At 64.7% G+C, this 21,646-nt stretch carries 22 protein-coding genes; 14 read left to right on the forward strand and 8 right to left on the reverse strand.

Annotation, left to right across the window (positions count from 1 at the left end; genetic code table 11):
- The first annotated feature begins 157 nt into the window (after positions 1-157).
- On the forward strand, positions 158-1,864 hold the full coding sequence (locus HMPREF3167_RS00005) for a dihydroxyacetone kinase family protein (protein WP_068538601.1): 1,707 nt from the start codon (positions 158-160) through the stop codon (positions 1,862-1,864).
- Positions 1,865-1,930: 66 nt separating this feature from the next.
- Positions 1,931-2,974, forward strand: coding sequence for an alcohol dehydrogenase catalytic domain-containing protein (locus tag HMPREF3167_RS00010; RefSeq protein ID WP_062613243.1), 1,044 nt, complete (start codon positions 1,931-1,933; stop codon positions 2,972-2,974).
- Positions 2,975-3,235: 261 nt separating this feature from the next.
- Here HMPREF3167_RS00010 and HMPREF3167_RS00015 read toward each other — a convergent pair whose 3' ends face one another.
- Both HMPREF3167_RS00015 and HMPREF3167_RS00020 read right to left on the reverse strand, forming a co-directional pair.
- Complete coding sequence (locus HMPREF3167_RS00015) at positions 3,236-3,670, reverse strand: RpiB/LacA/LacB family sugar-phosphate isomerase (protein WP_070444795.1); 435 nt, start codon at positions 3,668-3,670, stop codon at positions 3,236-3,238.
- Positions 3,671-3,900: 230 nt separating this feature from the next.
- Positions 3,901-4,596, reverse strand: coding sequence for a GntR family transcriptional regulator (locus HMPREF3167_RS00020; RefSeq protein ID WP_062613246.1), 696 nt, complete (start codon positions 4,594-4,596; stop codon positions 3,901-3,903).
- A 143-nt stretch (positions 4,597-4,739) separates the two neighbouring features.
- Here HMPREF3167_RS00020 and HMPREF3167_RS00025 point away from each other — a divergent pair, with 143 nt between their 5' ends.
- From HMPREF3167_RS00025 to HMPREF3167_RS00060, 8 genes are all read left to right on the forward strand, one after another.
- A complete protein-coding gene (locus HMPREF3167_RS00025) occupies positions 4,740-5,786 on the forward strand; it encodes an L-idonate 5-dehydrogenase (RefSeq protein ID WP_210382952.1) in 1,047 nt (348 codons plus the stop codon).
- A gap of 43 nt (positions 5,787-5,829) precedes the next feature.
- On the forward strand, positions 5,830-6,846 hold the full coding sequence (gene dctP / locus HMPREF3167_RS00030; protein ID WP_070444798.1) for a TRAP transporter substrate-binding protein: 1,017 nt from the start codon (positions 5,830-5,832) through the stop codon (positions 6,844-6,846).
- A 53-nt stretch (positions 6,847-6,899) separates the two neighbouring features.
- On the forward strand, positions 6,900-7,535 hold the full coding sequence (locus HMPREF3167_RS00035; RefSeq protein ID WP_083280980.1) for a TRAP transporter small permease: 636 nt from the start codon (positions 6,900-6,902) through the stop codon (positions 7,533-7,535).
- Entirely contained in the window at positions 7,532-8,854 is a 1,323-nt protein-coding gene (locus HMPREF3167_RS00040) for a TRAP transporter large permease (RefSeq protein ID WP_201783150.1), read from the forward strand. The genes HMPREF3167_RS00035 and HMPREF3167_RS00040 overlap by 4 nt, the downstream gene beginning before the upstream one ends.
- 384 nt (positions 8,855-9,238) lie before the next feature.
- On the forward strand, positions 9,239-10,138 hold the full coding sequence (locus tag HMPREF3167_RS00045) for a sugar-binding transcriptional regulator (RefSeq protein ID WP_143601973.1): 900 nt from the start codon (positions 9,239-9,241) through the stop codon (positions 10,136-10,138).
- 89 nt (positions 10,139-10,227) lie between these two features.
- Positions 10,228-11,232, forward strand: a complete 1,005-nt coding sequence (locus HMPREF3167_RS00050) for an ADP-ribosylglycohydrolase family protein (RefSeq protein WP_070444804.1) — start codon at positions 10,228-10,230, stop codon at positions 11,230-11,232.
- On the forward strand, positions 11,229-12,188 hold the full coding sequence (locus HMPREF3167_RS00055) for a PfkB family carbohydrate kinase (RefSeq protein ID WP_070444807.1): 960 nt from the start codon (positions 11,229-11,231) through the stop codon (positions 12,186-12,188). Before HMPREF3167_RS00050 ends, HMPREF3167_RS00055 begins: the two co-directional genes overlap by 4 nt.
- Positions 12,189-12,223: 35 nt before the next feature.
- The gene (locus HMPREF3167_RS00060; RefSeq protein WP_070444810.1) at positions 12,224-12,805 is read left to right on the forward strand and encodes a gluconokinase; all 582 of its coding nucleotides are present in this window, start codon (positions 12,224-12,226) and stop codon (positions 12,803-12,805) included.
- Positions 12,806-12,903: 98 nt separating this feature from the next.
- Here the strand turns inward: HMPREF3167_RS00060 and HMPREF3167_RS00065 are convergent, their stop codons facing one another.
- Complete coding sequence (locus HMPREF3167_RS00065) at positions 12,904-13,392, reverse strand: DUF4411 family protein (RefSeq protein WP_070444812.1); 489 nt, start codon at positions 13,390-13,392, stop codon at positions 12,904-12,906.
- Positions 13,389-14,546: an ImmA/IrrE family metallo-endopeptidase gene (locus HMPREF3167_RS00070; RefSeq protein ID WP_068538607.1), complete on the reverse strand. Its 1,158-nt coding sequence runs from the start codon at positions 14,544-14,546 to the stop codon at positions 13,389-13,391. Before HMPREF3167_RS00070 ends, HMPREF3167_RS00065 begins: the two co-directional genes overlap by 4 nt.
- Positions 14,547-14,939: 393 nt before the next feature.
- Here HMPREF3167_RS00070 and HMPREF3167_RS00075 point away from each other — a divergent pair, with 393 nt between their 5' ends.
- Positions 14,940-15,719, forward strand: a complete 780-nt coding sequence (locus tag HMPREF3167_RS00075) for a sulfite exporter TauE/SafE family protein (RefSeq protein WP_068538608.1) — start codon at positions 14,940-14,942, stop codon at positions 15,717-15,719.
- On the forward strand, positions 15,712-15,882 hold the full coding sequence (locus tag HMPREF3167_RS09540) for an arylsulfatase-activating aslB domain protein (RefSeq protein ID WP_143601975.1): 171 nt from the start codon (positions 15,712-15,714) through the stop codon (positions 15,880-15,882). Before HMPREF3167_RS00075 ends, HMPREF3167_RS09540 begins: the two co-directional genes overlap by 8 nt.
- A 536-nt stretch (positions 15,883-16,418) precedes the next feature.
- On the opposite strand, the gene HMPREF3167_RS00080 is transcribed toward HMPREF3167_RS09540, so the two are convergent.
- Together HMPREF3167_RS00080 and HMPREF3167_RS00085 are read right to left on the reverse strand one after the other, a co-directional pair.
- Positions 16,419-17,372 (reverse strand): cation diffusion facilitator family transporter, encoded by a 954-nt coding sequence (locus HMPREF3167_RS00080; protein WP_082661129.1) that lies wholly within the window; start codon positions 17,370-17,372, stop codon positions 16,419-16,421.
- The gene (locus HMPREF3167_RS00085) at positions 17,373-17,729 is read right to left on the reverse strand and encodes an ArsR/SmtB family transcription factor (RefSeq protein WP_068538610.1); all 357 of its coding nucleotides are present in this window, start codon (positions 17,727-17,729) and stop codon (positions 17,373-17,375) included. It abuts the gene before it with no gap.
- A 159-nt stretch (positions 17,730-17,888) separates the two neighbouring features.
- On the opposite strand from HMPREF3167_RS00085, the gene HMPREF3167_RS10005 reads away from it, so the two are divergent.
- Positions 17,889-18,287, forward strand: coding sequence for a TM2 domain-containing protein (locus HMPREF3167_RS10005; RefSeq protein ID WP_083280982.1), 399 nt, complete (start codon positions 17,889-17,891; stop codon positions 18,285-18,287).
- Between the two features lie 381 nt (positions 18,288-18,668).
- On the opposite strand, the gene HMPREF3167_RS00095 is transcribed toward HMPREF3167_RS10005, so the two are convergent.
- On the reverse strand, positions 18,669-18,974 hold the full coding sequence (locus tag HMPREF3167_RS00095) for a hypothetical protein (RefSeq protein WP_062613265.1): 306 nt from the start codon (positions 18,972-18,974) through the stop codon (positions 18,669-18,671).
- A 363-nt stretch (positions 18,975-19,337) separates the two neighbouring features.
- Entirely contained in the window at positions 19,338-19,532 is a 195-nt protein-coding gene (locus HMPREF3167_RS00100; protein ID WP_062613266.1) for a hypothetical protein, read from the reverse strand.
- Between the two features lie 222 nt (positions 19,533-19,754).
- Between HMPREF3167_RS00100 and HMPREF3167_RS00105 the strand changes: the two genes are divergently transcribed.
- On the forward strand, positions 19,755-21,632 hold the full coding sequence (locus HMPREF3167_RS00105) for a site-specific DNA-methyltransferase (RefSeq protein WP_070444814.1): 1,878 nt from the start codon (positions 19,755-19,757) through the stop codon (positions 21,630-21,632).
- Positions 21,633-21,646 lie beyond the last annotated feature (14 nt).

Raw genomic sequence — 21,646 nt, forward strand, 5'->3', positions numbered from 1 at the left:
CGGGTGCGGCAGGGTGCCGCACCCGCCGTTGCTCTGCCCCGCGTGAGACTGGCGGCGCGCAAGGGGGACCAGCCCTCGGGCGTTGCGCCGGGCCGGCCCACGCCACCCCCGTATCCGCACCCAGCACATCCGACAACCCCTTAGAAAGGACAGAACAATGACGTTCCTTGTCAACGATCCAGAAAAGTTCCCGGCGGAGGCCGTGGCAGGCTTCGCCGCAGCATACTCAACCTACGTCCAGCCCGTTCACGGCGGAGTCGTGCGGACGGGAGCCTCGCCGAAGGGGGAGGTGTCGATCGTCGTCGGCGGCGGTTCGGGCCACTACCCGGCGTTCGCCGGCTGGGTGGGCCAGGGCATGGCGCACGGTGCTGTGTGCGGCAACATCTTCTCCTCGCCGTCGTCCTCGCAGGCCACGTCCGTGTGCCGGGCCGCCGATAACGGCGGTGGCACCATCATCATGTTCGGCAACTACGCCGGCGACGTCCTCCACTTCGGCAACGCCGCCGAACAGCTGCGCGCCGAGGGCCAGGATGTGCGCATCTTTACGATTTCTGATGACATCGCCTCCAACACGCCTGAGAACCACCTGGATCGGCGCGGGATCGCTGGCGACCTGCTGGTGGTCAAGGCCGCCGGCGCCGCGGCCGCCGAGGGGATGAGCATCGACGACGTCGAAGCGGTGGCCGTCCGCGCCAACGCCCGCACGCGCACGCTCGGCGTGGCCTTCACCGGCTGCACCTTCCCCGGCGCCACCGAGCCGCTGTTCGAGGTGGCACCCGGCACGTTCGGCCTGGGCCTGGGCATCCACGGCGAGCCCGGCATCTCCGAGCACGAGATGATGAGCTGCGACGACATCGCCGCGATGATCATCGACAAACTCCTCGAGGAGGAGCCCGCCCGCGGCGAGGCCGGCTACGAAGGCCGGGTGGCCGTGCTGGTCAACGGCCTGGGCGCCACGAAGTACGAGGAAATGTTCGTCTTCTACGGGGCTGTTAAGCGCATGCTCGAAGATCGCGGGCTGACCATCGTGGGCCCGGTGGTAGATGAGCAGGTCACCTCGCTCGACATGGCCGGTATCTCCCTGTCGCTCATGTTCCTCGACGACGAACTCGAGCGACTCTGGCTTGCCCCCGCCGACACCCCCGCCTACCGGGTGGGTAGCGTGGATGCGGGCTCGGCGGAGCGGCGGGTCGTTGCCGACGAAGAGCAGGCCGAGATCGAGGCGGGCGCCCCGGAGTCGGCCGAGCAGGCCAAGGTGATCGCCCGCGTGCTCGCCGCGTTCGAGGAGCGGGCGCGCGAGGTGGAGCACGAACTGGGGCACATGGACTCCGTCGCCGGCGACGGCGACCACGGCCAGGGCATGGTGCTCGGCGCTACGGCGGCGGCCAAGGCCGCGCGCGAGGCCGTCGAGGCCGGAGCTGGAGCTCGCACCCTGCTCGCCCGGGCGGGAGCCGCCTGGTCCGAGGGCGCGGGCGGAACCGCCGGTGCACTATGGGGCGGGGCGCTCGCCAAGGTCGGAGCGGGCCTGTCCGACGACGCCGCGACGGATGACGCGGGAGTCAAGGCCGCTGTCGTCGACGGAGTGCGATCCTTCGTCACCATGGGCGGGGCCGCGGTGGGCGACAAGACCATCGTGGACGCCTCCGAACCGTTCGCCGACGCGCTCGCCGGCACCGACGCCGAACTCGTGGACGCGTGGGCCGACGCCGCCGACGCCGCCGAAGAAGCCGCCGCCGGCACCGCGAACTTCGCCGCAAAGAAGGGCCGCGCTCGCACGCACGGAGACAAGTCGGTGGGCACGCCCGACCCCGGCGCCACCTCCTTCGCTATCCTGATGAAGGTAGTCCCGCACGTCATCAAGTAACCCTCGGTGGGGGCGGCCGGGCGCCGCCCCCACCGGTACACCCCGGCCCCGGCACAAGGAGGACACATGCTCGCCGCCCACCTCAACGCACCCCACGACCTCGAACTCGTCACCAAGGACCGCCCCGAACCCGGCCCCGGCGAGGTCCTGCTCAAGATCGAAGCCAACACCCTGTGCGGCACCGACTACCGGCTCTACACCGGCGCGAAAACGGCGGGCGTGCGCCCCGGCGTCGTGCCCGGACACGAACTCGCCGGCCGCGTGGCCGCAATCGGGGAGGGCGCGATCGACATCATGCCCGACCTCGAAGTGGGGCGGCAGGCCACCGTGTCGATCGTCGTCTCCTGCGGGTACTGCCGCAACTGCCTCGCTGACCGCGAGCACCTCTGCCTCAACCTCGAACTGTTCGGCTACGGGATCGACGGCGGCCTGCAAGAATACATGATCGTGCCTGAACGCGCACTGCGCCGCGGGAACCTGTTCCTCACCGACGCCGAGCTCGACCCGCGCGCCCTGTGCCTCGCTGAACCGATCTCGTGTTGCCTCAACGGGCTCGACCAATTCAAGGTGAACTCGGGGGAGACCGTGGCCATCCTCGGCGCCGGGCCCATCGGGCTCATCCACGCCCAACTCGCCCTCGCCTCTGGGGCAAGTTACGTGTTCGTGTCAAACCGCGGCGAGGAGCGGCGGAAGGTGGCGGACCGGCTCGGCGCGATCGGCGTGGGGCCGGAGGAGCTGCCCGCGCGCGTGGCCGAGGTGACGGGCGGGGCCGGAGCCGACGTTGTCATCGTGTGCATTGGCGCCGAAGCACTTGCCCAGGACGCGCTCGAACTCGCCGCCGACGGCGGGCGTGTCAGCTACTTCGCCGGATTCCCCAAGGGCTCGACCTCGGAGCTGGAGCCCAACCTCATCCACTACAAGGAACTGGCCGTCACCGGCGGGTCCAACGCCCGGCGGCGCGACGTCAAGCGCGCGATCAAACTGCTCGAGGCGGGCAAGATCAACGTGGACGAGATCGTCACCCACACCTTCCCCCTCTCCCGTGTGGCCGACGCCTACCAGGCGCTCCACGACCGGGTAGGGGTGAAGATCGCGGTCGTGCCCGAGTAGCCGGGGCCGGGCCGCGCGTGGGCTGGGCCTTCGGCGGGGGTGCCTGCCTCCCTTTCAGCTTTCACGTCTTTCGTTTTCACGGCACGCAAAGTGTTTTCTCGTCACTCAAATGGCCGATTTTGGTGTGCACAAAACACTTTTGGTGACGATAAACGCGGGTGGTCGGGCAGCGCGAGGATTGATGTGGGTGGACCGGTGGGCTAACGCGAAGCCGCCGGGCGGGGGACAATGCCCCGCCCGGCGGCTTGCTTGACGCGGTGGTTACTGGCGCTCGAACTCGCAGATGCGATTGACCTTGTCCTTCGAGCGGCTGTTGGGATCGAAAGTGTACTTGAGGTACTCCTCGAGAAGCTTCTCGGCCAGCTTGGTGCCGATCACCTGCGAACCCATCGCGATGAGGTTGGCGTTGTTCGACAGGACGGCGCGCTCGGCCTGGTAGACGTCGTGGATGCAGGCGCAGTACGCGCCCTCAACCTTGTTGGCTGCGATCGACACGCCAATGCCGGTGCCACACACGAGGATGCCGCGGTCGTACTCGCCGCCGGCCACCGCGGTGGCGACGTCGAAAGCAACGTTGGCGTAGATCGGATCGTCGGATCCAAGATCAGCGACTTCATGACCAAGCTCAGTGGCCTTCGCCATGAGGATTTCCTTCAGCTCCGAAGCGTTGGGGTCACAACCAAATGCCAGTTTCATTCCTGCTCCTTTGACGGGTTCTAGCAATAATCCAATTCTAAGATGCTGTGCTCACTAGCGGAATGGTTGGCGCGTTCATGCCCATAAGTGCACGGTAGGGCGGGGCTTTGCACCCCGCTCGCCGCCCGGCGCCGGACCCTTACCGGCAGCGGCTCTGGCGTGGCTAACTCGTGAGTCTGGGGCCAAAAAGCCAGGTTTTATCAATGAAACTGCTTTTTCTCACCAGTTGGTTACAGGTCGGTCTCCGCCAATTCCGTCAGCTTGAAGATCGCGGGGTAGCGGGTCATGGCGTTCTTGAGGTCATCGAGCACGATCCGCAGGTGGGCGCACAGGGTGGCGTGGGCCGCCGCGAGGTCCTCGGCGAGCAGGGACTCAGTGATCTGCACGTGCTCCTGGTGGAAGCGGGCGAGGGAGTCGCGCGTGGTCAGCCCGAGGAAGCGGGCGCGGTCGAGGTGGGTCTTGTAGTCGGCCACCTGCTGCCACAGGCGTCGGTGCCCGCTGAGCTCGAGGAGCAGCTGGTGAAACTCCTCGTCGAGGGAGAAGAACTCGGACGGGCCGCGTTCGATCGACTCGTGCTGGTGGTCGAGGTTCGTGTGGATCCGCGCCACGACGTCGTCGTTCAAAGGGAAGGAGATGGAGTCGAGCGCGTGAAGTTCGACGGATTCGCGGAGGAATTGGGCGTCACGGATGTCGTCGAGGCTGAGGCTGGAGACGAACGTGCCCTTGCGGGGGACGACGTGGACCAGCCCGTTGTCGGCGAGGAGGATGAGCGCTTCGCGGACGGGAGTGCGTGAGCAGCCGAGTGCCTGCGCGAGTTCGTTTTCGGACAGGAGTGAGCCCGGGGGCAGTTCCAGGCTAATGATCCTGTTGCGCAGCGTGTTGTAGGTGATGCGGCGTGCGGAGACGGCTCCCGCGTTAGATGTCATGGCGCCTCAATCCTCGTCGATTCTTGATATCAAGTATGGTCCAAAACTGGATTTCTTATAAATCAGCTTACATACTAGCCAGGATGTAAGGCGGTATGTTAGCCTTGGAGCACGTCATTTTAAGCGCAAGGAGGCGCCGAGACATGAACGAAATGAAAGCTGTTGTTGCGCACGGCCCTGCCGACTTGAGAGTCGACACCGTCCCTGTCCCCACGCCCGGCCCGGGCGAGGTTCTTATGCAAGTGGCCTACGCCGGCATCTGCGGCTCCGACCTCGGATACGCCTTCAAGGGTGCGTCCGGAACCGCCATCCTTCACGATCCGCTCGTGCTCGGGCACGAAATCTCCGGCACGGTGGTGGAGGTTGGCGACGACGTCGACCCTGCGCTGGTCGGCGTGAAGGCCTCGGCCTACCCGGCCACCGTGGTGGGCGACGACGTGCTCCCCGAGCACATCGCGAAGCGCCACAACCTGTACCCGTCCGTGCGCTACTTTGGCTCGGCCGCGATGCGCCCGCACACCGACGGCGGCATGTGCGAGTTCAAGGTGATGCGCGCTGATCAGCTACGCCCCCTGCCCGCCGGGCTTGACCTCAAGCGTGCCGCGTTGGCCGAACCGCTCGCGGTGGCGCTTCACGCCATCAACCGCACCCGCGACTACCTGGCCGACGGGGTGGCGGGCAGGACCGTGCTCGTCAACGGCGCGGGCCCGATCGGGCTGCTCGTCGTCGCGGGTGCGAAGGCGCTCGGTGCGGCCCGCGTCGTCGCCGCCGATATGGCCGAGCCCGCCCTCAAGCGCGCTCGCGAGCTGGGTGCGGACGCCACGGTGCTGGTCGGCACGGAGAAGCTGCCGGGCGACGTCGAGGTCGTCTTCGAAAGCTCGGGCGCGCCGGGTGCACTCGGCGGTGTCCTCCAGGCGGTTGCCCGCGGCGGCCTCCTCATTCAGGTGGGCAACCTGCCTGCTGACGAGGTCAAGGCGGTGCTCGGCCAGCTCGTCACCCGTGAGATCACGTGGGCCGGCTCTTTCCGCTTCGTTGATGAGATGGACCAGGCGCTCGCCCTGCTCGCCGACGGCCTGTACGTCGATCCGCTCATGAGCCACGAATTCCCCATCGAAGAAGCCGTCGAGGCTTTCAACGTTGCAGCCGATCGCACGACCGGCTCCAGCAAGGTCATGATCAAGATTTCCTAAACACAACCAGCATCACACGCGTGGATATTCAAAGGAGAACCCCATGAAGAAGATTATTTCCGTGATTGCCGCGGCTACCCTCGCGCTGAGCCTGTCCGCGTGCGGCGGGGACGACGGCGGTAACACCTCTAGCGACGGCACCGTCACCTTCCGCATCGGTTCGAACTGGGCCGCCAGCCACCCGATGGCCAAGGCGATCGACGAGGTCTTCGTGCCCATGATCGAGGAGGAGTCCGACGGCAAGCTCAAGGCGGAGGTCTACCACTCCGGCCAGCTCGGCAACGAGGGCGACCTGTGGGACGGCGTGCGCAACGGCACGATCGAGATGGTCCTCGTCGGCACCCCGATGAACCAGGAGTACTCGAAGATGCTCATCTCGGACTGGCCGTTCCTCTACCGTGACCTCGAGCACGCAAAGGCCGTGTGGACGGGAGACATCGCCCAGGAGATGAGCGACGACTTCCACGAGGCGTTCCCCACCACCTACATCCTCGGATGGGGCCCGAACTCGGCCCGCACCTTCTCCTCTGCCAAGCCGCTGACCTCGATCGACGACTTCCGCGGCCAGAAGTTCCGCATGCCCTCCAATGAGATCCACATCGGCCTGGCCGAGAACCTGGGCGCGTCGGCGCAGGTCATCCCGCTGGGAGACCTGTTCACCTCGCTCGAGACAGGCGTGGTTGACGGCCAGGACAACGGCATGGTCACCATCATCTCCGAGGGCTTCTACGAGGTGCAGAAGTACGTCTACGAGTCGAACCACATCGTGGCGACCCTCGAGATGATCACGTCCGCCAACTTCCTTGACGGTCTGAGCGAGGAGCTCCAGCGGGTTGTTCGCGACGCCGCCGCCAAGGCCTCCGAGGAGGCGTGGACCAACTACATTTCCGCCGTCGACGAGGAGCGCTCGTTCCTCGAGGAGAAGGGCCTGACCGTCACGCAGATCGACGACGCCGAGCGCGCCCGCCTCATCGAGGCCACCAAGCCGGTCGTGGACAAGCTGCTTGCTGAGAACGACTGGGCTGAAGATCTGACCGCGCGTATCCGCGACGTTCAGTAAGACTCACGGTGGGGCGGGCCTGGCTCGCCCCACCACTTTTCTGGAGCACTAACATGTCGAAAACTCTAGACAGAATCTTCCGGGCGCTCGAATACCTCATGGCGATTTTCCTTGCCATCATGGTGGGGTTCATGCTCGTGAACGTCATCATGCGTTTCATCTTTAACTCAGGCCTTGCGTGGTCCGAGGAGGTGGCGCGCCTGTCCTTCATCTTCCTCGTCTACCTGGGCACGATCGGCGCCTTCCGTGACAACCGCCACCTGGGCGTGAACTTCCTACTCGAGCGGTTGCCGTTGCGCGCGGCGCAGGCGATGTACGTGGTTGTGCAGGGCATCGTCATTTGGGTGATGTATCTGCTCATGATGGGGTCGATCTCGCTCGCTCAGCAGTCGCTCAACGATCGCTGGGTGGCCACCCAGTTCCCGCGCTGGATTGTCAGCGGCGTGGGTGCGGTGACCGGCGTCGCGATCATCATTCTCGCGGTGGCGAACATCGTGCGGATGATCTGCGGCACCACGATCGAGGAGCTGCTGCAGGCGCAGAACGACGACTCGGCCGAGGCCCTCTACGACGACGCCGAGGCCGGCGCGCAGGCGGCGCTCGCGGAGATCGAGGAGCTTGAGCGCACCGGATCGGAGCACCACGGCGCGCACACGGGCCACGTCCACGGTAAGGAGGAGCGGCGATGAGCAAGATTCTTTTCAGTGCACGATCGGGGATGTCGATCCTGGGCGGGATGACGGGCTTCCTCGTCGCCGCCATCATGATCGGTGTTCCGATCGCGTTCGCGCTGCTGTTCTCGGGTGCGGCGTCGGCGCTCATGATCGGTGGGAGCGCCACTGATCCCCAGATCATTGCCACGCAGTTGCTGCGCGGCACGGACTCGCTGTCGATGATGGCCCTTCCGTTCTTTATCCTCACGGGCGAGCTCATGAACCGCGGCGGTATCACGCAGCGCCTCATCGCGCTGGCCAACGTCTCGGTTGGACGCATCCGCGGCGGACTGGGCTATGTCACCATCCTGGTGACCATGCTGTTCGGCGCCCTGGTCGGTTCGGCGGTGGCCTCGACGGCCGCGCTGGGTGCGATCCTCATCCCGATGATGGTCAACTCCGGCTACAACCGCGAGAAGGCCGCCGGCCTGGTGGCTGGCACCAACATCATCACCCCGATCATGCCGCCCTCGGTGCCGCTCATCGTGTACGGTGCGACGGCGGGCGTGTCGATCACCCAGCTCTTCATGGGCGGCATCGTCCCGGCGTTCTACCTCGTGCTACTCATGGGGGCCACCTGGTGGTTCGTCTCCCGTAAGGACGCCGTGCGTTCGGACGTTCCGTGGCCGGGCATGCTCGGCTTCCTCAAGCTCCTCGGCGGTGCCTTCTGGGCGATCTTGCTGCCGGTCATCATCCTCGTGGGCCTGCGCTCCGGCGTCTTCACCGCCACCGAGGCCGGCGTCATCGCCGCCGTGTACGCACTGTTCGTGGGCGGCGTCATCTACCGCGAACTCGACATGAAGGTGATCATCCGTGCCCTCGTGTCCTCGGCGAAGATGTCCGCCGTCGTCATGTTCCTCGCCGCGACCGCGCAGGTGGCCGGTTACTTCATGACGATCTCGGGCCTGCCGGGCGTGGTCACTTCGATCATGGAGCCCTTCATCGACAAGCCGAAGCTGCTCGTGCTGGTGCTCATGATCTTCGTGTTCCTGCTCGGGTTCATCCTCGACGTGATCCCCACGATCCTCATCCTCACCCCGCTCGTCATCCCCGTCCTGCAGACGGCCGGCGTGGACCTGGTGTACTTCGGCATTATCTTCACCCTCGCCAACGTGCTGGGGCTGATCACGCCGCCGGTCGGGCCGTCGCTGAACGTGGCGAGCGCTGTGGGCAACGTGCGCATCGAGGCGGTGGCCAAGACCGTGCTGCCCTACCTCATCTCCCAATGCGTGCTGGTGCTGCTGTTCGTGGCCTTCCCCGGACTCATCACTGTGCCGCTGGGCTGGTTGACGTAGCCGGAAGGCGGGCTCGGCGCCGGGATTCGCGCCTAGCGCCGGGCCTGTTGGGCTCGCGCCCGGCGCCGGGGCTCCACCCGGCGAATACCCCACCCGCCGCCGGGCCCGCCGGCTTCGTATCTGCAACGCTCATCCGGAATGTGCAACGGTAAAAAGTGCGAAATTGGTGTTGCATCTGGGGGATTAGCGTTGCATATGCGTAAAGAAAGCGGCGCGTGTGGGTCTTGTGACTCGCACGCGCCGCTGTTGCGCTCAACCTCAGCGGCCCTCTAAGACCTCTGGGTTGACCACGTTTTTCGGTGTCTGGCCGTTCAGCCAACGCTGGATATCCTCGGCTCCAATCCGCGCGGCGATCCGCGCCGCTTCCTTGGACGCGCCGCCCAGGTGGGGCGTGACAGTGAGGCGTGGCGTGTTGAGGATCCGATGATCGGCGGGGAGCGGCTCGAACGGGAAGACGTCGAGCGCGCCCGCGAGCTGGGCATTGTCACCATTTCCATCCATGGCGACGCGCGGCCGTACGAGGACCTCGAGGCGGCCCTTGTACAGAAGTTCGGGCTGAAGGCTGCGCGGGTCGTGCCTGCGCTGGGCCCGGGACAAGCCGCGCGTGAGAACGTGGCCCGGGAGACGGCGTCGTTCCTGGCGACCGCGCTGGCGGAGGGGGCCGCGGTGGCGATCGGGGCGTCCCAGACGGTGGCGATGCTTCCCGCTTTTGCTGCCGAGAGTTTCCCACGGGGCGTGTCCTTCGTGCCCGGATCGGGAGGGTATGCCGGGGCCGATCGGTCGCTCAACCCCGATCACGTGGCGCAGGCCTTCGCGGATCGGACAAACGGGCAGAGTTTCGCGCTTGCCGCTCCGCTCGTTGGCGTCGATGCGGAGGTTGCCTCGGTGCTGGCTGGCAACGACGCGACGAACGAGGTGCTGAGGCGAGCGCGCGAGGCCCACGTCTTTATTTCGGGCATCGGGACCCGATTCGGCGGCTCCGCCTGGGACCGGGCCGCGCTCGCGCCGGAGATTAATGACGCGGAGCTCGCCGAGTTGGCGCGCCGCGGGGCCATGTCGGATATCAGCGGCCGGTTCTTCGATACCGACGGGCGTGCGGTCGCTGGAGCCTTCGACCAGCGCATCATCGGCTTAACCCTGGAGGAAATCCGCCAAATTCCGCAGAGGATTGTGGCCACAGAGGGAGCCGACCGGGCCGAGCCGCTCGCTGCGGCGGTCAGTGCGGGCCTGTTCAACGTCGTGGTGATCGACCGCGAGAACGCCGCGGCCCTGCTATTCCAGTAGATTAGCGCGCCCCGCCACGGGCCGAAACCGGGCCCGCCTTCCCCGCCCCGTGGCTTACCCTGGAAGTAGCCACGAGGTAAGGACGGGACATGAATCTTCTTTCGCGAGCGCAGGGCTGCCTGTGGGGCTTGGCCATCGGTGACGCGCTTGGTATGCCCACGCAGGACCTACCCCCGGACATCATCCGCGCCGACTACGGCCACATCCACTCCCTCCTCCCCGCCGGCCCTCGCCAAGTCATCGCGGCGGGCGCGCCCGCGGGCATGATCACCGACGACACCGAGCAGGCCATCGTCCTCGCCCGCCTCCTTGCCGCCGACGGCCGGGTTGACCCCCGCGCCCTCACCGACGCCCTCCTCACCTGGGAAAACGACATGATCGCGCGCGGCTCCCTTGACCTCCTCGGCCCGTCCACCAAGCGCGCCCTTCTTGCGATCCGCGAGGGCGCTTCGCCCGCCGACGCCGGCCGCACTGGCACCACCAACGGCGCGGCGATGCGGGTGGCCCCGGTGGGGATTGTGGTGCCGTCTGAGCCGATGGGCGAGCTTGTCGACGCCGTCGTTGCGGCTTCTCGCCCCACCCACGGAACGTCGGTGGCGCTGGCGGGTGCGGCGGCGGTGGCGGGGGTGGTGTCGGCGGCGCTGGACGGTGCTGACCTGGCCGCTGCCCTGGAGTTTGGCCTGGCCGCGGCCGCTGAGGCCGCGGCCCAGGGCACCCACTTCACGGCGCCCGACATCGCCCTTCGCACCCGATGGGCGATTGACCAGCTCCGCCGAGCCCCCGACCCGATCACTGCCCTCTTCCACCTGATCGGCACCTCGATGCAGTCGCACGAGTCGGTGGTCGCGGCGCTCGCGATCACCGCGCTCGACATCCCGGATTGGGAGGCCGTGTGCTTGGCGGCCTCGGCGGGTGGCGACACCGACACGGTCGGCGCGATGGTCGGCGCCATGCGCGGCGCGCTCTCGGGCATGGAAACCTGGCCGGCCGACGTCGTGAATCAGATCGCCGAACGCAACTCGCTCAGCTTCGACACCCTTGCCCCCGCCCTCCTCGAGCGCCGCGCGCGGGCGGCCGGAAAGGACGCGCCATGACGCTGATTCACACGGGTTCCGTGATCGTCGACCAGGTGCTACGCATCGCGAAGATACCCGAGCCGGGCGGCGACATCGTGGCCACCGGGGCCTTCACCGTGGCCGGCGGTGCGATGAACTCCCTGCTTGCGGCCGTGCGCGACGGCATGGACGTGCTCTACTGCGGGCTGGTGGGCACCGGCATGAACGCGGCCGTCATCGCCCGGGCGCTCGAGGAGGCGGGCGTGCGCGTCAACTACGAGCGCCTCCCCGCCGACAACGGCTTCTGCGTTGCCCTCGTCGAGGACTCCGCCGAGCGCACGTTCATCACCTCGATCGGGGTGGAGGGAGACTTCGGGATCGAGCACCTCGATGCGATCGACGTCCGCCCGGGCGACTTCGTCTACGTCTCCGGCTACTCTCTCGCCACCGCGAAAAACGCCGGCGGCCTCGCCCGCTGGCTGCCCGGCCTGCCGCCGTCGGTCACGGTGTTCGTCGACCCCTCGCCCCTCGTCGCCGACCTCCCCTTTGACCTGTTTGCCCCGGTCCTCGCGCGCTGCGACATCCTCAGCGCCAACGAACGCGAGGCCGCCGTCATCCTCGAGCGTTTCGGCGTGCTCGGTGCCGGCTTTGATCGCGACGACGTCGCGCGCGAATTGGCCGCCGCCCTGCCGGAAGGTGCGTGGGCAGTGGTACGCAACGGGGCCGAGGCCACGCGGGTGAGCCGCAACGATGGGAGAGGCAAGGTCACCGCGGTGCCGACCTTCCCCTGCGAGCCGGTGGACACCAACGGGTGCGGCGACGTCCACGCGGGCGTGCTGCTTTCTGCGCTGGACCGGGGCCTTGACATGATGAGCGCCGTGGAGCGGGCCAACGCGGCCGCGGCCCTCAAGGCCGGGCGGAGCGGGCCGAACACGGCGCCCACGTCCGCCGAAATCGACACCTTCCTGAGGGAGCTCGGCCGGGCCGGCCGCTAAGCCTGTCCGGCTACCAACGGTCGAAGGTGAGGAACATGGAGAGTACCAAAGTGCCGGCTACATTCGGAGCGGCCGGCGGCGTCGCTGGCTCGTTGCACGTGATCATCATGGGCGTGGCCGGCTGCGGCAAGACCACCGTGGCGGGCATCCTCCAAGACCGCTGGGGCTGGGACGCCGCCGAGGCCGACGACTTCCACCCGCAGGCGAACGTCGAAAAGATGCACTCCGGGGTTCCCCTCACCGACGACGACCGCTGGCCCTGGCTCGAAACCATCCGCGCCTGGATGACCGAGAAGGAATACGAGGGCCGGTCCACGATCGTCACCTGCTCCGCCCTCAAGAAAAGCTACCGCGACGTGTTGCGCAACGGCGCGGCCCGCGTCATCTTCATGCATCTTGACGGCGACCGCTCCCTTCTTGCCAGCCGCCTTGGCGCCCGCACCGGTCACTTCATGCCCGCCTCCCTCCTCGGCTCCCAGTACGCCACCCTCGAAGCCCTCCAGCCCGGCGAGCTCGGGGCCGTGATTGACGTGGCGGGCACGCCCGCCGAGATCGCCAACGAGGTGGACGCCCGGATCCGGGAGGTCAGCAAATCGGGATCGGTAGCTAACTGGTGAGTCTGGGGCTTCAAAAGCCCGGTTTTGACACTGAAACTGCTCAGATTCACTAGTTAGCTACAAGAGGCGCGGCTAGCCACCCGGAGGTGAGAGCCTGATTACTCGGAAAGGAGCAGCCGGACCTGCGATTGTCTGAGCATGTCGAAGGTATTGGTGTACTCAACCCCGAGTGCTTGGCACGCGTTGGGGATCTTGACTCTGTTGACGCCACGGGAAAAGGTTTCATGAGTGACAAGGGTGAGATTATGGGCGCGAGCGTAAGTGACGAGCAAAAAGTCGGCATGGCTCGCAGTGAAGCTGTCGCGCGCGACCTGCGTAAAATTGTTGTTGTAAACCCAGGTACTGAGCTCGGTGAAGTAGCGCGTCGTGGGGGCATCAATCTCTTGAAAGAAGTCTTTCCTCGCTCGTGCCCACGCGCCCAGTTCGTCGTTTCCCTGCACAAGTTCGTTACGAACAGCGGTGATGCTGTGGATCTGAGATTGTTCAAAGGCCATGTTTAACCACGACCAAAAACCCGGCGCGAAGTCGAAGCCATAGTAGAGATTCTTGGCTTGGATGAAGACGTTGGAATCGAGCAGGTACGTCATGCCGTGAGGAGCCTGTCAGCGAGATTTTCGAACGTCGAGGGCTTCTTCGTGCCGAGGAGCCGGTAGGCGTCCCGGAACGGGGTGGCCCCGGCGAATGCGCTTTCGAGCACAGCGCGGGCGAACCGTGCGCTGACCCGGCGTGGATGTGTCTTGTAGAAATCGCCTCCGGAACTCGGGGCTGGGCGGCTGGCGAGGAGCTCAAGGATGCGCCGGTGCTCGGCTTCGTAGGCTTCGTGATACGGGTCCCACGCCAATAGCCCGACATCAAAGAGCCGCTTGAGCACGACAAGTGTGCTTGCCTTGAATATCCCGGCGAGGCGTTCAAGCTCGTCGTCATCAAGGACCCCCGCATACTGCTCGCGGAGAACGGCCTGAGGAATGAGGACCTCGGCGGAGACGCGGTTGCACCACAACTCTTCGGCGTTCCCTGCATGCGTTTCCACCTCCGCGTCAGAAAGTGCGCTGTGTCCTAGCCAGAGGTGAGCAAGCTCGTGGAGAATTGTGAAGATCTGTGCGGCCTGCGTGTCAGCACCGTTGACGAAGATCAGGGGCGCCCGGGCATCGGCCAACGCGAAACCGCGGAATTCTGCTACGTTCAGCTTGCGGTGGGTGTTGTTACCGACGATTCCACTGACCATCACGAGGACTCCGGCTTGCTCGACGACGTCGATCAGGGCGCTGCGGGCTTCACTGATTGTGCGGAGCTTGTGCCTGCGGGCAACGTCGAAGCCAAGCAAATCGATCATCTCGGCTGCAACATGGGCCACGGGACTCTGTATGGTTGCCGCCCCAATGAATGGTACCAGGGGCAGGCCCACCTCTTCGGCGTACTCCCTGTACCAATCTTGGCGATTCTGGCACTCGTAAATGGTGTCGAGAAGGTTGGCCGACGGTTTGGCAACTGCCCGGTTGCTCAGAGTTCGCATGTCGGGGATGGGGATGTGCTCGGCGGGAGGCTCGTCAAGAAAGAGCGCGGCGAAGGGGGTATAGGTGTCCGCGGCGAACTTCTGGATCTGGTTCAAGGTGGGCGTGCGGCTTCCGCTCACCCATTCGTGAAGGTGCGGGGCGCGCCTTGCGATGTCGTTGTTATCCCAACCGGCACGTTCAGTTGCCCAGGTCAGTAGCTCAGGCGCGACATTCACGCGGACGACCATTGGCACCCCCTCAACTGCACTCGTTGCTCGTGGCATAACACTATCAACGCTGCCCTACGGCAAGGAGAAGATTTCCACAGCGCCCCCGGATCATTTAACAAACAGGGACAAATCATCATGCCAGGACTGTCCAGCCAACAAGCCCATCATCTCAGGAATCCAGGCCTATCAATAAGGTAACGGGCGACGTTCGAGCGCTTCCTGGGCGGCCGGGCTGAGGGGAGTCTTGTCGGAGGCCGGTTCTAGACTGTGGAGTGAGAGGCCGGCCCTGGCCGCGGCCGCGCGTGAAGGAAGGAGAACGCCCGTGTTTGGAATGCAGTCGACGTCGCTCGCGGAGCGCATCGTGCGGGCGCTCGCGCTCCGCCGGGCGAAGCAGATCTTGGGAGGCCGCGCATGATCCTCGCAGCTGTGATTGGCCTGGCGGTCGGCGTGGTGGTGGGCATGCTCGGCGCCGGGGGAGGGATCCTGTCCGTCCCGATCCTCGTGTACATCCTGGGGCAGGAGCCGCATCAGGCTACGGCGGCCTCGCTGGTGATTGTGGCGTTGACGGCGTGCGTGTCGATTATTCCCCATGCGCGGGCGGGCCGCGTTCGGTGGCGCGACGGACTGATCTTCGCCGCGCTGTCCGCGCTGGGCTCGTTCGCCGGGGCGCGGGCGTCGGCGCTCGTGGCACCGACGGTGCTCATGGTGTCGTTCGGGGTGATGCTCAGCGTTGTGGCGGTGGTGATGCTACGCAAGGCGTGGAAGATGCGTAGAGATGCGGGTGACATGCCTGGCGGGGAGGCCCGTGGCGCGAGCCCGCTGGTGTTGCTGGCGGTGGCCACACTAACGGGCGTGCTCACCGGGTTCTTTGGCGTGGGCGGGGGATTCGTGGTGGTGCCGGCGCTCGTGCTGGTGCTGCATTTCTCGCCGAAGAAGGCCACGGGCACGTCACTGCTGGTGATGATCATCGCCTCGCTCATGGGCCTGTTGGGCCGAATCGGCACGGGTGTGGAGCTGAACTGGGACATCGCGCTGGCGTTTGCGGCGGCGAGCATGTGCGGAGGGCTGGTCGGCGCCAGGTTAACCACGCGCGTGCGGGAATCCACGCTCACGTTGGCCTTCGGCATCCTCCTGGCGGGGGTGGCGCTGGGAACCCTCGTCGAGGCGCTGCCGGGGGTGATCCGTGGCTAGGGGCGTTGACGTTGTGGCCGAGTGCCTGGCGGCGAGCGGAGAGCCGGGCCGCAACTACCTCTGGGCTGGCTACACCGAGTTCTACCGCCACACCTTTGCCGCGTTCACGCGCATGGCGCGCACGATCCAATCAGGCGGGACGGCGGCCGACGTCGTTAACTGAGCTGGGGCCCCAGCGCGCTGAGCGGTAACACGTGGAAGCCGCTGGGCAAGGTGAAGCCCGTGCGCCCGCCGGTTTCTTTGGCTGTATTTTGGGTGTTCCCGGAATCAGCGTTTACCGAGGTCACAGGGTGGCGTTGTCACTTTTGCGGACGTCTCGCTGTCACTCTTGCGGATGTTTCACTGTCGCTTTTGCGGATGTTCTGCTTTCACTTCAGCGGACGTTGGGTGGCCGCTCTTACAGGGGCCGTACCGGTCGGAGCATTGCTAACTGGTGAATCTGAGGTCGAAAAGGCCGGTTTTTGCGATGAGATTGTTCAGGCTCACCGGTTACGCCGGCTCGGCGGTCTGGCGGGTGCTGAATCTCCATTGACGGGAGAGCAACGCTCTGACCTGGAGTTTTATCTTCCGCCCGGGCCGGGTCTCTCGCCGCCCCGTCAAATCTCATGACTCTGAGGCTCCAACCCCCGATTTTGGCGATGAAAAGCTACAGGGTCTTGAGATTTGACGGCCGCCTAGCCCCGGCGCCGCCGGCCCAGCCTACTTCCCGGCCTCCTGCGGCACCGAGCATGCGTGCCCGCCGGCGTGGAACCCGGGCGCCTCGAGCTGGAAGGTGGTGTGGGCAACGTCGAAGTGCTGGTCGACGCATTCGCGCATGGCGCGCAGCACCTGCTGGGCGTGCCCATCGGTGAAGCATTCATCGTCGAGGACCACGTGCGCGGTGAGTACGGGCAGCCCGGTGGAAACGGCGGAGGCGTGCAGGTCGTGGACCTCCACCACGTGATCCACCGCGACCAGGTGCCGCCGCACCTCCTCCAAATCAAGCCCCTCGGGTGCGAACTCCATGAGCACCCGAATCGTCTCGCGAAGGATGACAAACGCGCGCGGCAGGATGAGCGCGGCGATGAAGAGGCCGGCCAGGGCGTCGGCGCGTTGGAACCCGGTGGCCCAGATGACGATCGCTGCCACGATCACACCGAGCGAGCCGAGCGCATCATTAAGCACCTCGAGGAAGGCTGCCCGCAGGTTGAGGTTGGCCTCCCGGCTGCCGTGTAGCACGAGCAGGCCCGCGAGGTTCGCGCACAACCCGATCACGCCGAACACGAGGAGCTCGCCGGCGGGCACGACCGGCGGGGCGAACAGTCGCTGCACGCCTTCGATCACGGCATACCCGCCCACGACCAGCAGCAGCACAGCCTGCCCGAGCGCGGCAATAACCTCGACGCGGCGGAAGCCCCACGTGCGCTGGGCTGTGGCAGGGCGCAGCATGAGCGTCGCGGCTACGAGCGCGACCACCAGCCCGGACAGGTCGGTGAGGGCGTGCACGGTGTCGGTGAGCAGTGCGAGGCTGCCCGTGACGATCGAGCCGACGAGCTGCGCGGCCACGATGATTCCCGTGATCACGACGACGATCGTGAGCCTCCGCCGATGGTCAGGCGTCGCGGGGGAGCCGGCCGCGCCAGCGTGAGAGTGTGAGTGCATGTGGTGGGACATTTAGGCCTCGTTGGGGTGCATGAGTTGGGAACACAGAGTGACCTGGGAGCCGGTGGCTGCGAGGAGGTGCTCGGAGGCTTGGAGGAGGGAGGCGAGGTCGTCGGCGTCGGCGAGGCGGTACCAGGAGGCGCGGCCCTCCGCACGGAATTCGATGAGGCCGCATTCGAGCAGGCAGGAGAGGTGTTTGGAGACGGTGGATTGGGCGAGCCCGAGGTGATCGACCAAGTCGCGCACGCGGTGCTCGCCGTAGGAGAGGTGGTGGAGAACGGCGAGGCGCGTGGGGTCGGACAGTGAGTGGAAGAGGCTGGCGTAGACCGCGGTGGCGGAGTGGTCGAGGGGAGGGCTGCTGATCGTCATGACTCGATAGTATCGCGTTTGGGCGATAAATGTTACCCGATGGTGGCGTAGTCGGCATGCACTGCTTGGCTTGTGGGCGAGTGGGTGTTGTGAAGGGGGTGCGGCTAGAATGACCACCACGGGTAAGCACGACCCTTCACAGAAAGGTCACGCAATATCATGTCTAATCAGGATTTTCCGCCGAACAATCCGCCCCAGCCGACGCCGGGATTCCAGCCTCAGCCGGGGTTCCAGGAGAACTCGGCGTTCCAGGGTCAGCCGACGTATCAGGCTCAGCCCCCGCATGTGTACCAGCAGCATTACGATATGGCTGCTCCTCAGGCGCCTGGAATGAAGAGGGTGAATAAGACTCTGTACATCCTGATGTCGTTCTTCTTCAGCACCTTTGGCGTTCACCGTTTTCTGCGCGGTCAGGTTGGGATTGGTGTTTTGATGCTGCTCGTGTCGTGGATGACGCTCGGTATTTGGCAGTTGATCGATTTTATTATCGGGCTGACCAAGATCGGCGACTACCCGGGCGACGATTTTGTGTTCACGGAGCATGGTAACTGGGCTTAGCGCTGGGCTATGCCCAACGGACGCCGGAGTCCGGCGTCCGTTGGCCGGCCGCGGGCAGGCGCCTGGATCCCCGGACGCCCGCCCGCATTCCGCCCTCACGATCTGAAGGTACAGTGCAGCTCGCCCCGCCATGCGCATGAGGGCAGACTGCCCGCCCGCGAGCCCCACTCCGTTCATCACTGATGCTCGGTTCCCGTCCCGACCTATCGGCGTGGGGAACGCTTGGATGGGGATTTGCGACGTCGTGGTGATGCTCGCGATGTTCCACGACCCTTCGATCAGGTTGGCGTAGACGCTCGAGGTCAGCGACTCGATTGTGCCAATCCCCGAGGTGGCGATCGACAGCGGCGGCATGTATCCCTTGTCGATCAGGGAGCGCCACTATTGGATGTTCTCGTGAGGCTCGGGTGCGTCGTAGTTAAAATGCTGGCCCCACGGGTTCTCATCGGTCCACGCCCAGTGCCCATTCGATAGGGCGAACGGCGCCCACTGCACCTGGCCGTAACCGGAGCCGGCCTCGTTGTAGCCCATGCCGTGGACCTTGACGTGGTTCTTGTCGAAGCCCTCCTCGTCGCCTTGCACGCCGTTCGCGCCCACCGTGAGCTGGGCGAGGAGCTTCTCGAAGGAGCTGCCGTCGGTGGGGTCCCATTCGAGCGAGCACAGGTCCTCGGCCGGATATCCCGCCACCAGTGCTCCGCCAGCTTCGACCGCTGGGCCAAGGGGCCACCGCCGCGGCGATGGTGCAGTGACTCGTGGATGCCACGGGCGAGTGGTAGGATTGCCGCCCCCGGCGGCGGGGTGCGGGTGTGGCCGTGCGATTTGAAAAACTTGGATGATTCCGGGGCGATCTTTTTATATGCGAAGATCGCCCCGGATTCGTCCAGTAGATTTTAATGCCCAGCGAGCTCCCGGCGCGCGGATCCCTGGTTCTCCGGCCGGGGCCCGCCGTTCCGGCCGGCCCCGGCAGGACCGAACACTTCGGTCTTGTCCGAGCTCTAGGATTTGCGGGACGATCCGGTCTGCCCGCCTCCCGAGTGGTCCGGACCGCCCTTAGAACGGGTACTCGGTCGAGTCCATTGATGGCAGCAACACCCCGACCACCTCACGGTTGCGGTCGAGCGCGACCCGGGCCATGATCTCGCCGACCTCGTGGACGAGGGTGGTCACCACGACTGTGGTGCCGATGTCCTTGCTGTTTAGCGCCTGGGTAGTCGGCGTCTTCTGGCGGGTGCCCTTCGCTCCCACGGCCTGCGGTTTGGTATTTGCGAGAAGCGCGACGATGACTGTCTTATTGATGATCCGCGATCCGCTGCGAGCGGCTTGACCAGCGCTGTTGCCTGGTTCTTTGGAGCGCGTCGAGGCGGCCGTGGCGTCAGCACTTGAGTAGTATCGTCATGTGCTGAGCGCCGAGGCAAGGATATGCTCGGCTGAAAAGGCTAGGAACAAACGACTGCGACGGAGCACGACATGGATGACACCACGAAGCAGGTTCCCGGGATCACTCCCGATTTTGCAACCGAGGCGGCCGAACGCCTGGCTGAGCTGTTCCCTGAGGTGATTGCGGACGGGAAGGCTGACGTCGAGAAGCTCAAGGTCTTGCTTGGTGACGATGTTGAGGATGCACGGGAGCGGTTCGGGCTCTTCTGGCCAGGTAAGACTCGGGCAATTCGTGCTGCGCAAACGCCGACGACGTCGACCCTCATGCCCGACAAAGAGAATTCCGTTGACTGGGACACCACTCAGAACGTGTTCATCGAGGGCGACAACCTCGAAGTGCTGAAGATCCTCCAAAAGCACTATTACGGGCAGATCAAGATGATCTACATCGACCCGCCCTACAACACGGGCAACGACTTCGTCTACGCTGACGATTACGCCGACTCCATCGGCAATTACCTCGAACTCACCGGGCAGACCGACGAAGGCGGGAAACTGTCAACGAACTCGGAATCATCTGGGCGCTTCCACTCCAACTGGCTCAACATGATGTATCCACGGCTAAAGCTCGCTAGAAACCTCCTCACCCAGGACGGACTGATATTTATCAGTATCGACGAGTCAGAAGTCGATCGGCTTACGCTTATTACCAACGAAATTTTCGGCGAGCACAACGTCTTGGGAAAATTCGTCTGGCGGCGACGACAAACCCCCGACAGCAGAAACTCCTCGCGCTTCTCGTTAGACCATGATTATGTTTTGGTGATCGGTAGGACCGTACATGCCTCGCTCACAGGACAGGACATAGATCAGGGTAAATACTCGAACCCAGACAATGACCCTCGTGGCCCCTGGATGAGCGTTGACCTATCCGGGCTTGCTTCCGCTAGCCAGCGCCCAAACTTGCATTATGACTTGGTCGACCCCGAGACGGGCTTTCACTATCCCCCAAACCCGAATCGTGGCTGGTCGAAGTCTCGAGAGACTATGCAAACCCTGTTGGATGAGGGGAGGATTCTTTTCCCAAAGTCGCCTGACGGCAGGCCAAGGGAAAAGAAATTCTTGAGAGACTTGCGAAATAGCAAAACAGGATTTTCGAGCTTACTAGAGAAGAAGTTGTCAAATACGAATACTGAGGGTGCACGTGAAGTTCGCGATCTTCTAGGCGGAAAAATATTCGACTTTCCTAAACCCCTGCAACTCCTGAAAACTCTAATCGCTCAGGGGGCTCATTCCGACTCCTTGGTGCTTGATTTCTTCGCAGGCTCTGGTACGACCGCTCATGCAGTTTTGACATTGAACGCTGAGGACGGTGGCAACCGCCGATGCATTTCCGTTCAGCTACCCGAACCAACGGATGAGAAATCTGAGGCATACAAGGCAGGTTACGAAACTATTTCAGAAATTACTCGTGAGCGTATCCGTCGTGCGAGTAAGAAGATTCTCGAGGAAGAAGCGTCGAAACTTGATGGCCAGGCGGATTCCCTCGATATTGGATTCCGCGCTTACAAGCTCGTAGATACGAATTTCACGAAGTGGAAAGCCGACTCGGGCCTGTCCGAGGGTGATCTGATTGGTTTGTTCTCCGATCTTGCGGACTCGGCTGATGATCATGCCCGCCCCGAAGCACTGTTGACTGAGGTGTTGCTGAAGCTTGGGTTCTCGCTGACGGAGAAGATCGAGATCATCAAGGTCGCAGGCCTGAGCGTCTTCAGTGTCGCGGACGGTCTAGTGATGGCTTACTTAGATGAGCACACGCAGCCGACCTTGGATCAGCTCCGTGCTCTGGTCGCGAAGGAGCCTGAGCGCTTGGTGGTCTTGGAGGATGCGTTCCAGGGGAATGACGAACTGAAGACGAACCTCGTGCAGGAATGCCGCACCCGCAATGTTGATCTGTGGACGGCGTAGAAGGACTTGAGTTC

The sequence above is a fragment of the Trueperella sp. HMSC08B05 genome, from assembly GCF_001808405.1.
GTDB lineage: Bacteria > Actinomycetota > Actinomycetes > Actinomycetales > Actinomycetaceae > Trueperella > Trueperella bernardiae.

Coding starts and splice junctions, on each gene's coding strand:
- HMPREF3167_RS00105 (WP_070444814.1), top strand. CDS start 19,755: ATGGATGACACCACGAAGCAGGTTCCCGGGATCACTCCCGATTTTGCA.
- HMPREF3167_RS00070 (WP_068538607.1), bottom strand. CDS start 14,546: ATGGTCGTCCGCGTGAATGTCGCGCCTGAGCTACTGACCTGGGCAACT.
- HMPREF3167_RS00005 (WP_068538601.1), top strand. CDS start 158: ATGACGTTCCTTGTCAACGATCCAGAAAAGTTCCCGGCGGAGGCCGTG.
- HMPREF3167_RS00085 (WP_068538610.1), bottom strand. CDS start 17,729: ATGACGATCAGCAGCCCTCCCCTCGACCACTCCGCCACCGCGGTCTAC.
- HMPREF3167_RS00075 (WP_068538608.1), top strand. CDS start 14,940: ATGATCCTCGCAGCTGTGATTGGCCTGGCGGTCGGCGTGGTGGTGGGC.
- HMPREF3167_RS00050 (WP_070444804.1), top strand. CDS start 10,228: ATGAATCTTCTTTCGCGAGCGCAGGGCTGCCTGTGGGGCTTGGCCATC.
- HMPREF3167_RS00065 (WP_070444812.1), bottom strand. CDS start 13,392: ATGACGTACCTGCTCGATTCCAACGTCTTCATCCAAGCCAAGAATCTC.
- HMPREF3167_RS00025 (WP_210382952.1), top strand. CDS start 4,740: ATGAACGAAATGAAAGCTGTTGTTGCGCACGGCCCTGCCGACTTGAGA.
- HMPREF3167_RS00035 (WP_083280980.1), top strand. CDS start 6,900: ATGTCGAAAACTCTAGACAGAATCTTCCGGGCGCTCGAATACCTCATG.
- HMPREF3167_RS00020 (WP_062613246.1), bottom strand. CDS start 4,596: ATGACATCTAACGCGGGAGCCGTCTCCGCACGCCGCATCACCTACAAC.
- HMPREF3167_RS00040 (WP_201783150.1), top strand. CDS start 7,532: ATGAGCAAGATTCTTTTCAGTGCACGATCGGGGATGTCGATCCTGGGC.
- HMPREF3167_RS00060 (WP_070444810.1), top strand. CDS start 12,224: ATGGAGAGTACCAAAGTGCCGGCTACATTCGGAGCGGCCGGCGGCGTC.
- HMPREF3167_RS10005 (WP_083280982.1), top strand. CDS start 17,889: ATGTCTAATCAGGATTTTCCGCCGAACAATCCGCCCCAGCCGACGCCG.
- HMPREF3167_RS00010 (WP_062613243.1), top strand. CDS start 1,931: ATGCTCGCCGCCCACCTCAACGCACCCCACGACCTCGAACTCGTCACC.
- HMPREF3167_RS00015 (WP_070444795.1), bottom strand. CDS start 3,670: ATGAAACTGGCATTTGGTTGTGACCCCAACGCTTCGGAGCTGAAGGAA.
- HMPREF3167_RS00055 (WP_070444807.1), top strand. CDS start 11,229: ATGACGCTGATTCACACGGGTTCCGTGATCGTCGACCAGGTGCTACGC.
- dctP (WP_070444798.1), top strand. CDS start 5,830: ATGAAGAAGATTATTTCCGTGATTGCCGCGGCTACCCTCGCGCTGAGC.
- HMPREF3167_RS00080 (WP_082661129.1), bottom strand. CDS start 17,372: ATGTCCCACCACATGCACTCACACTCTCACGCTGGCGCGGCCGGCTCC.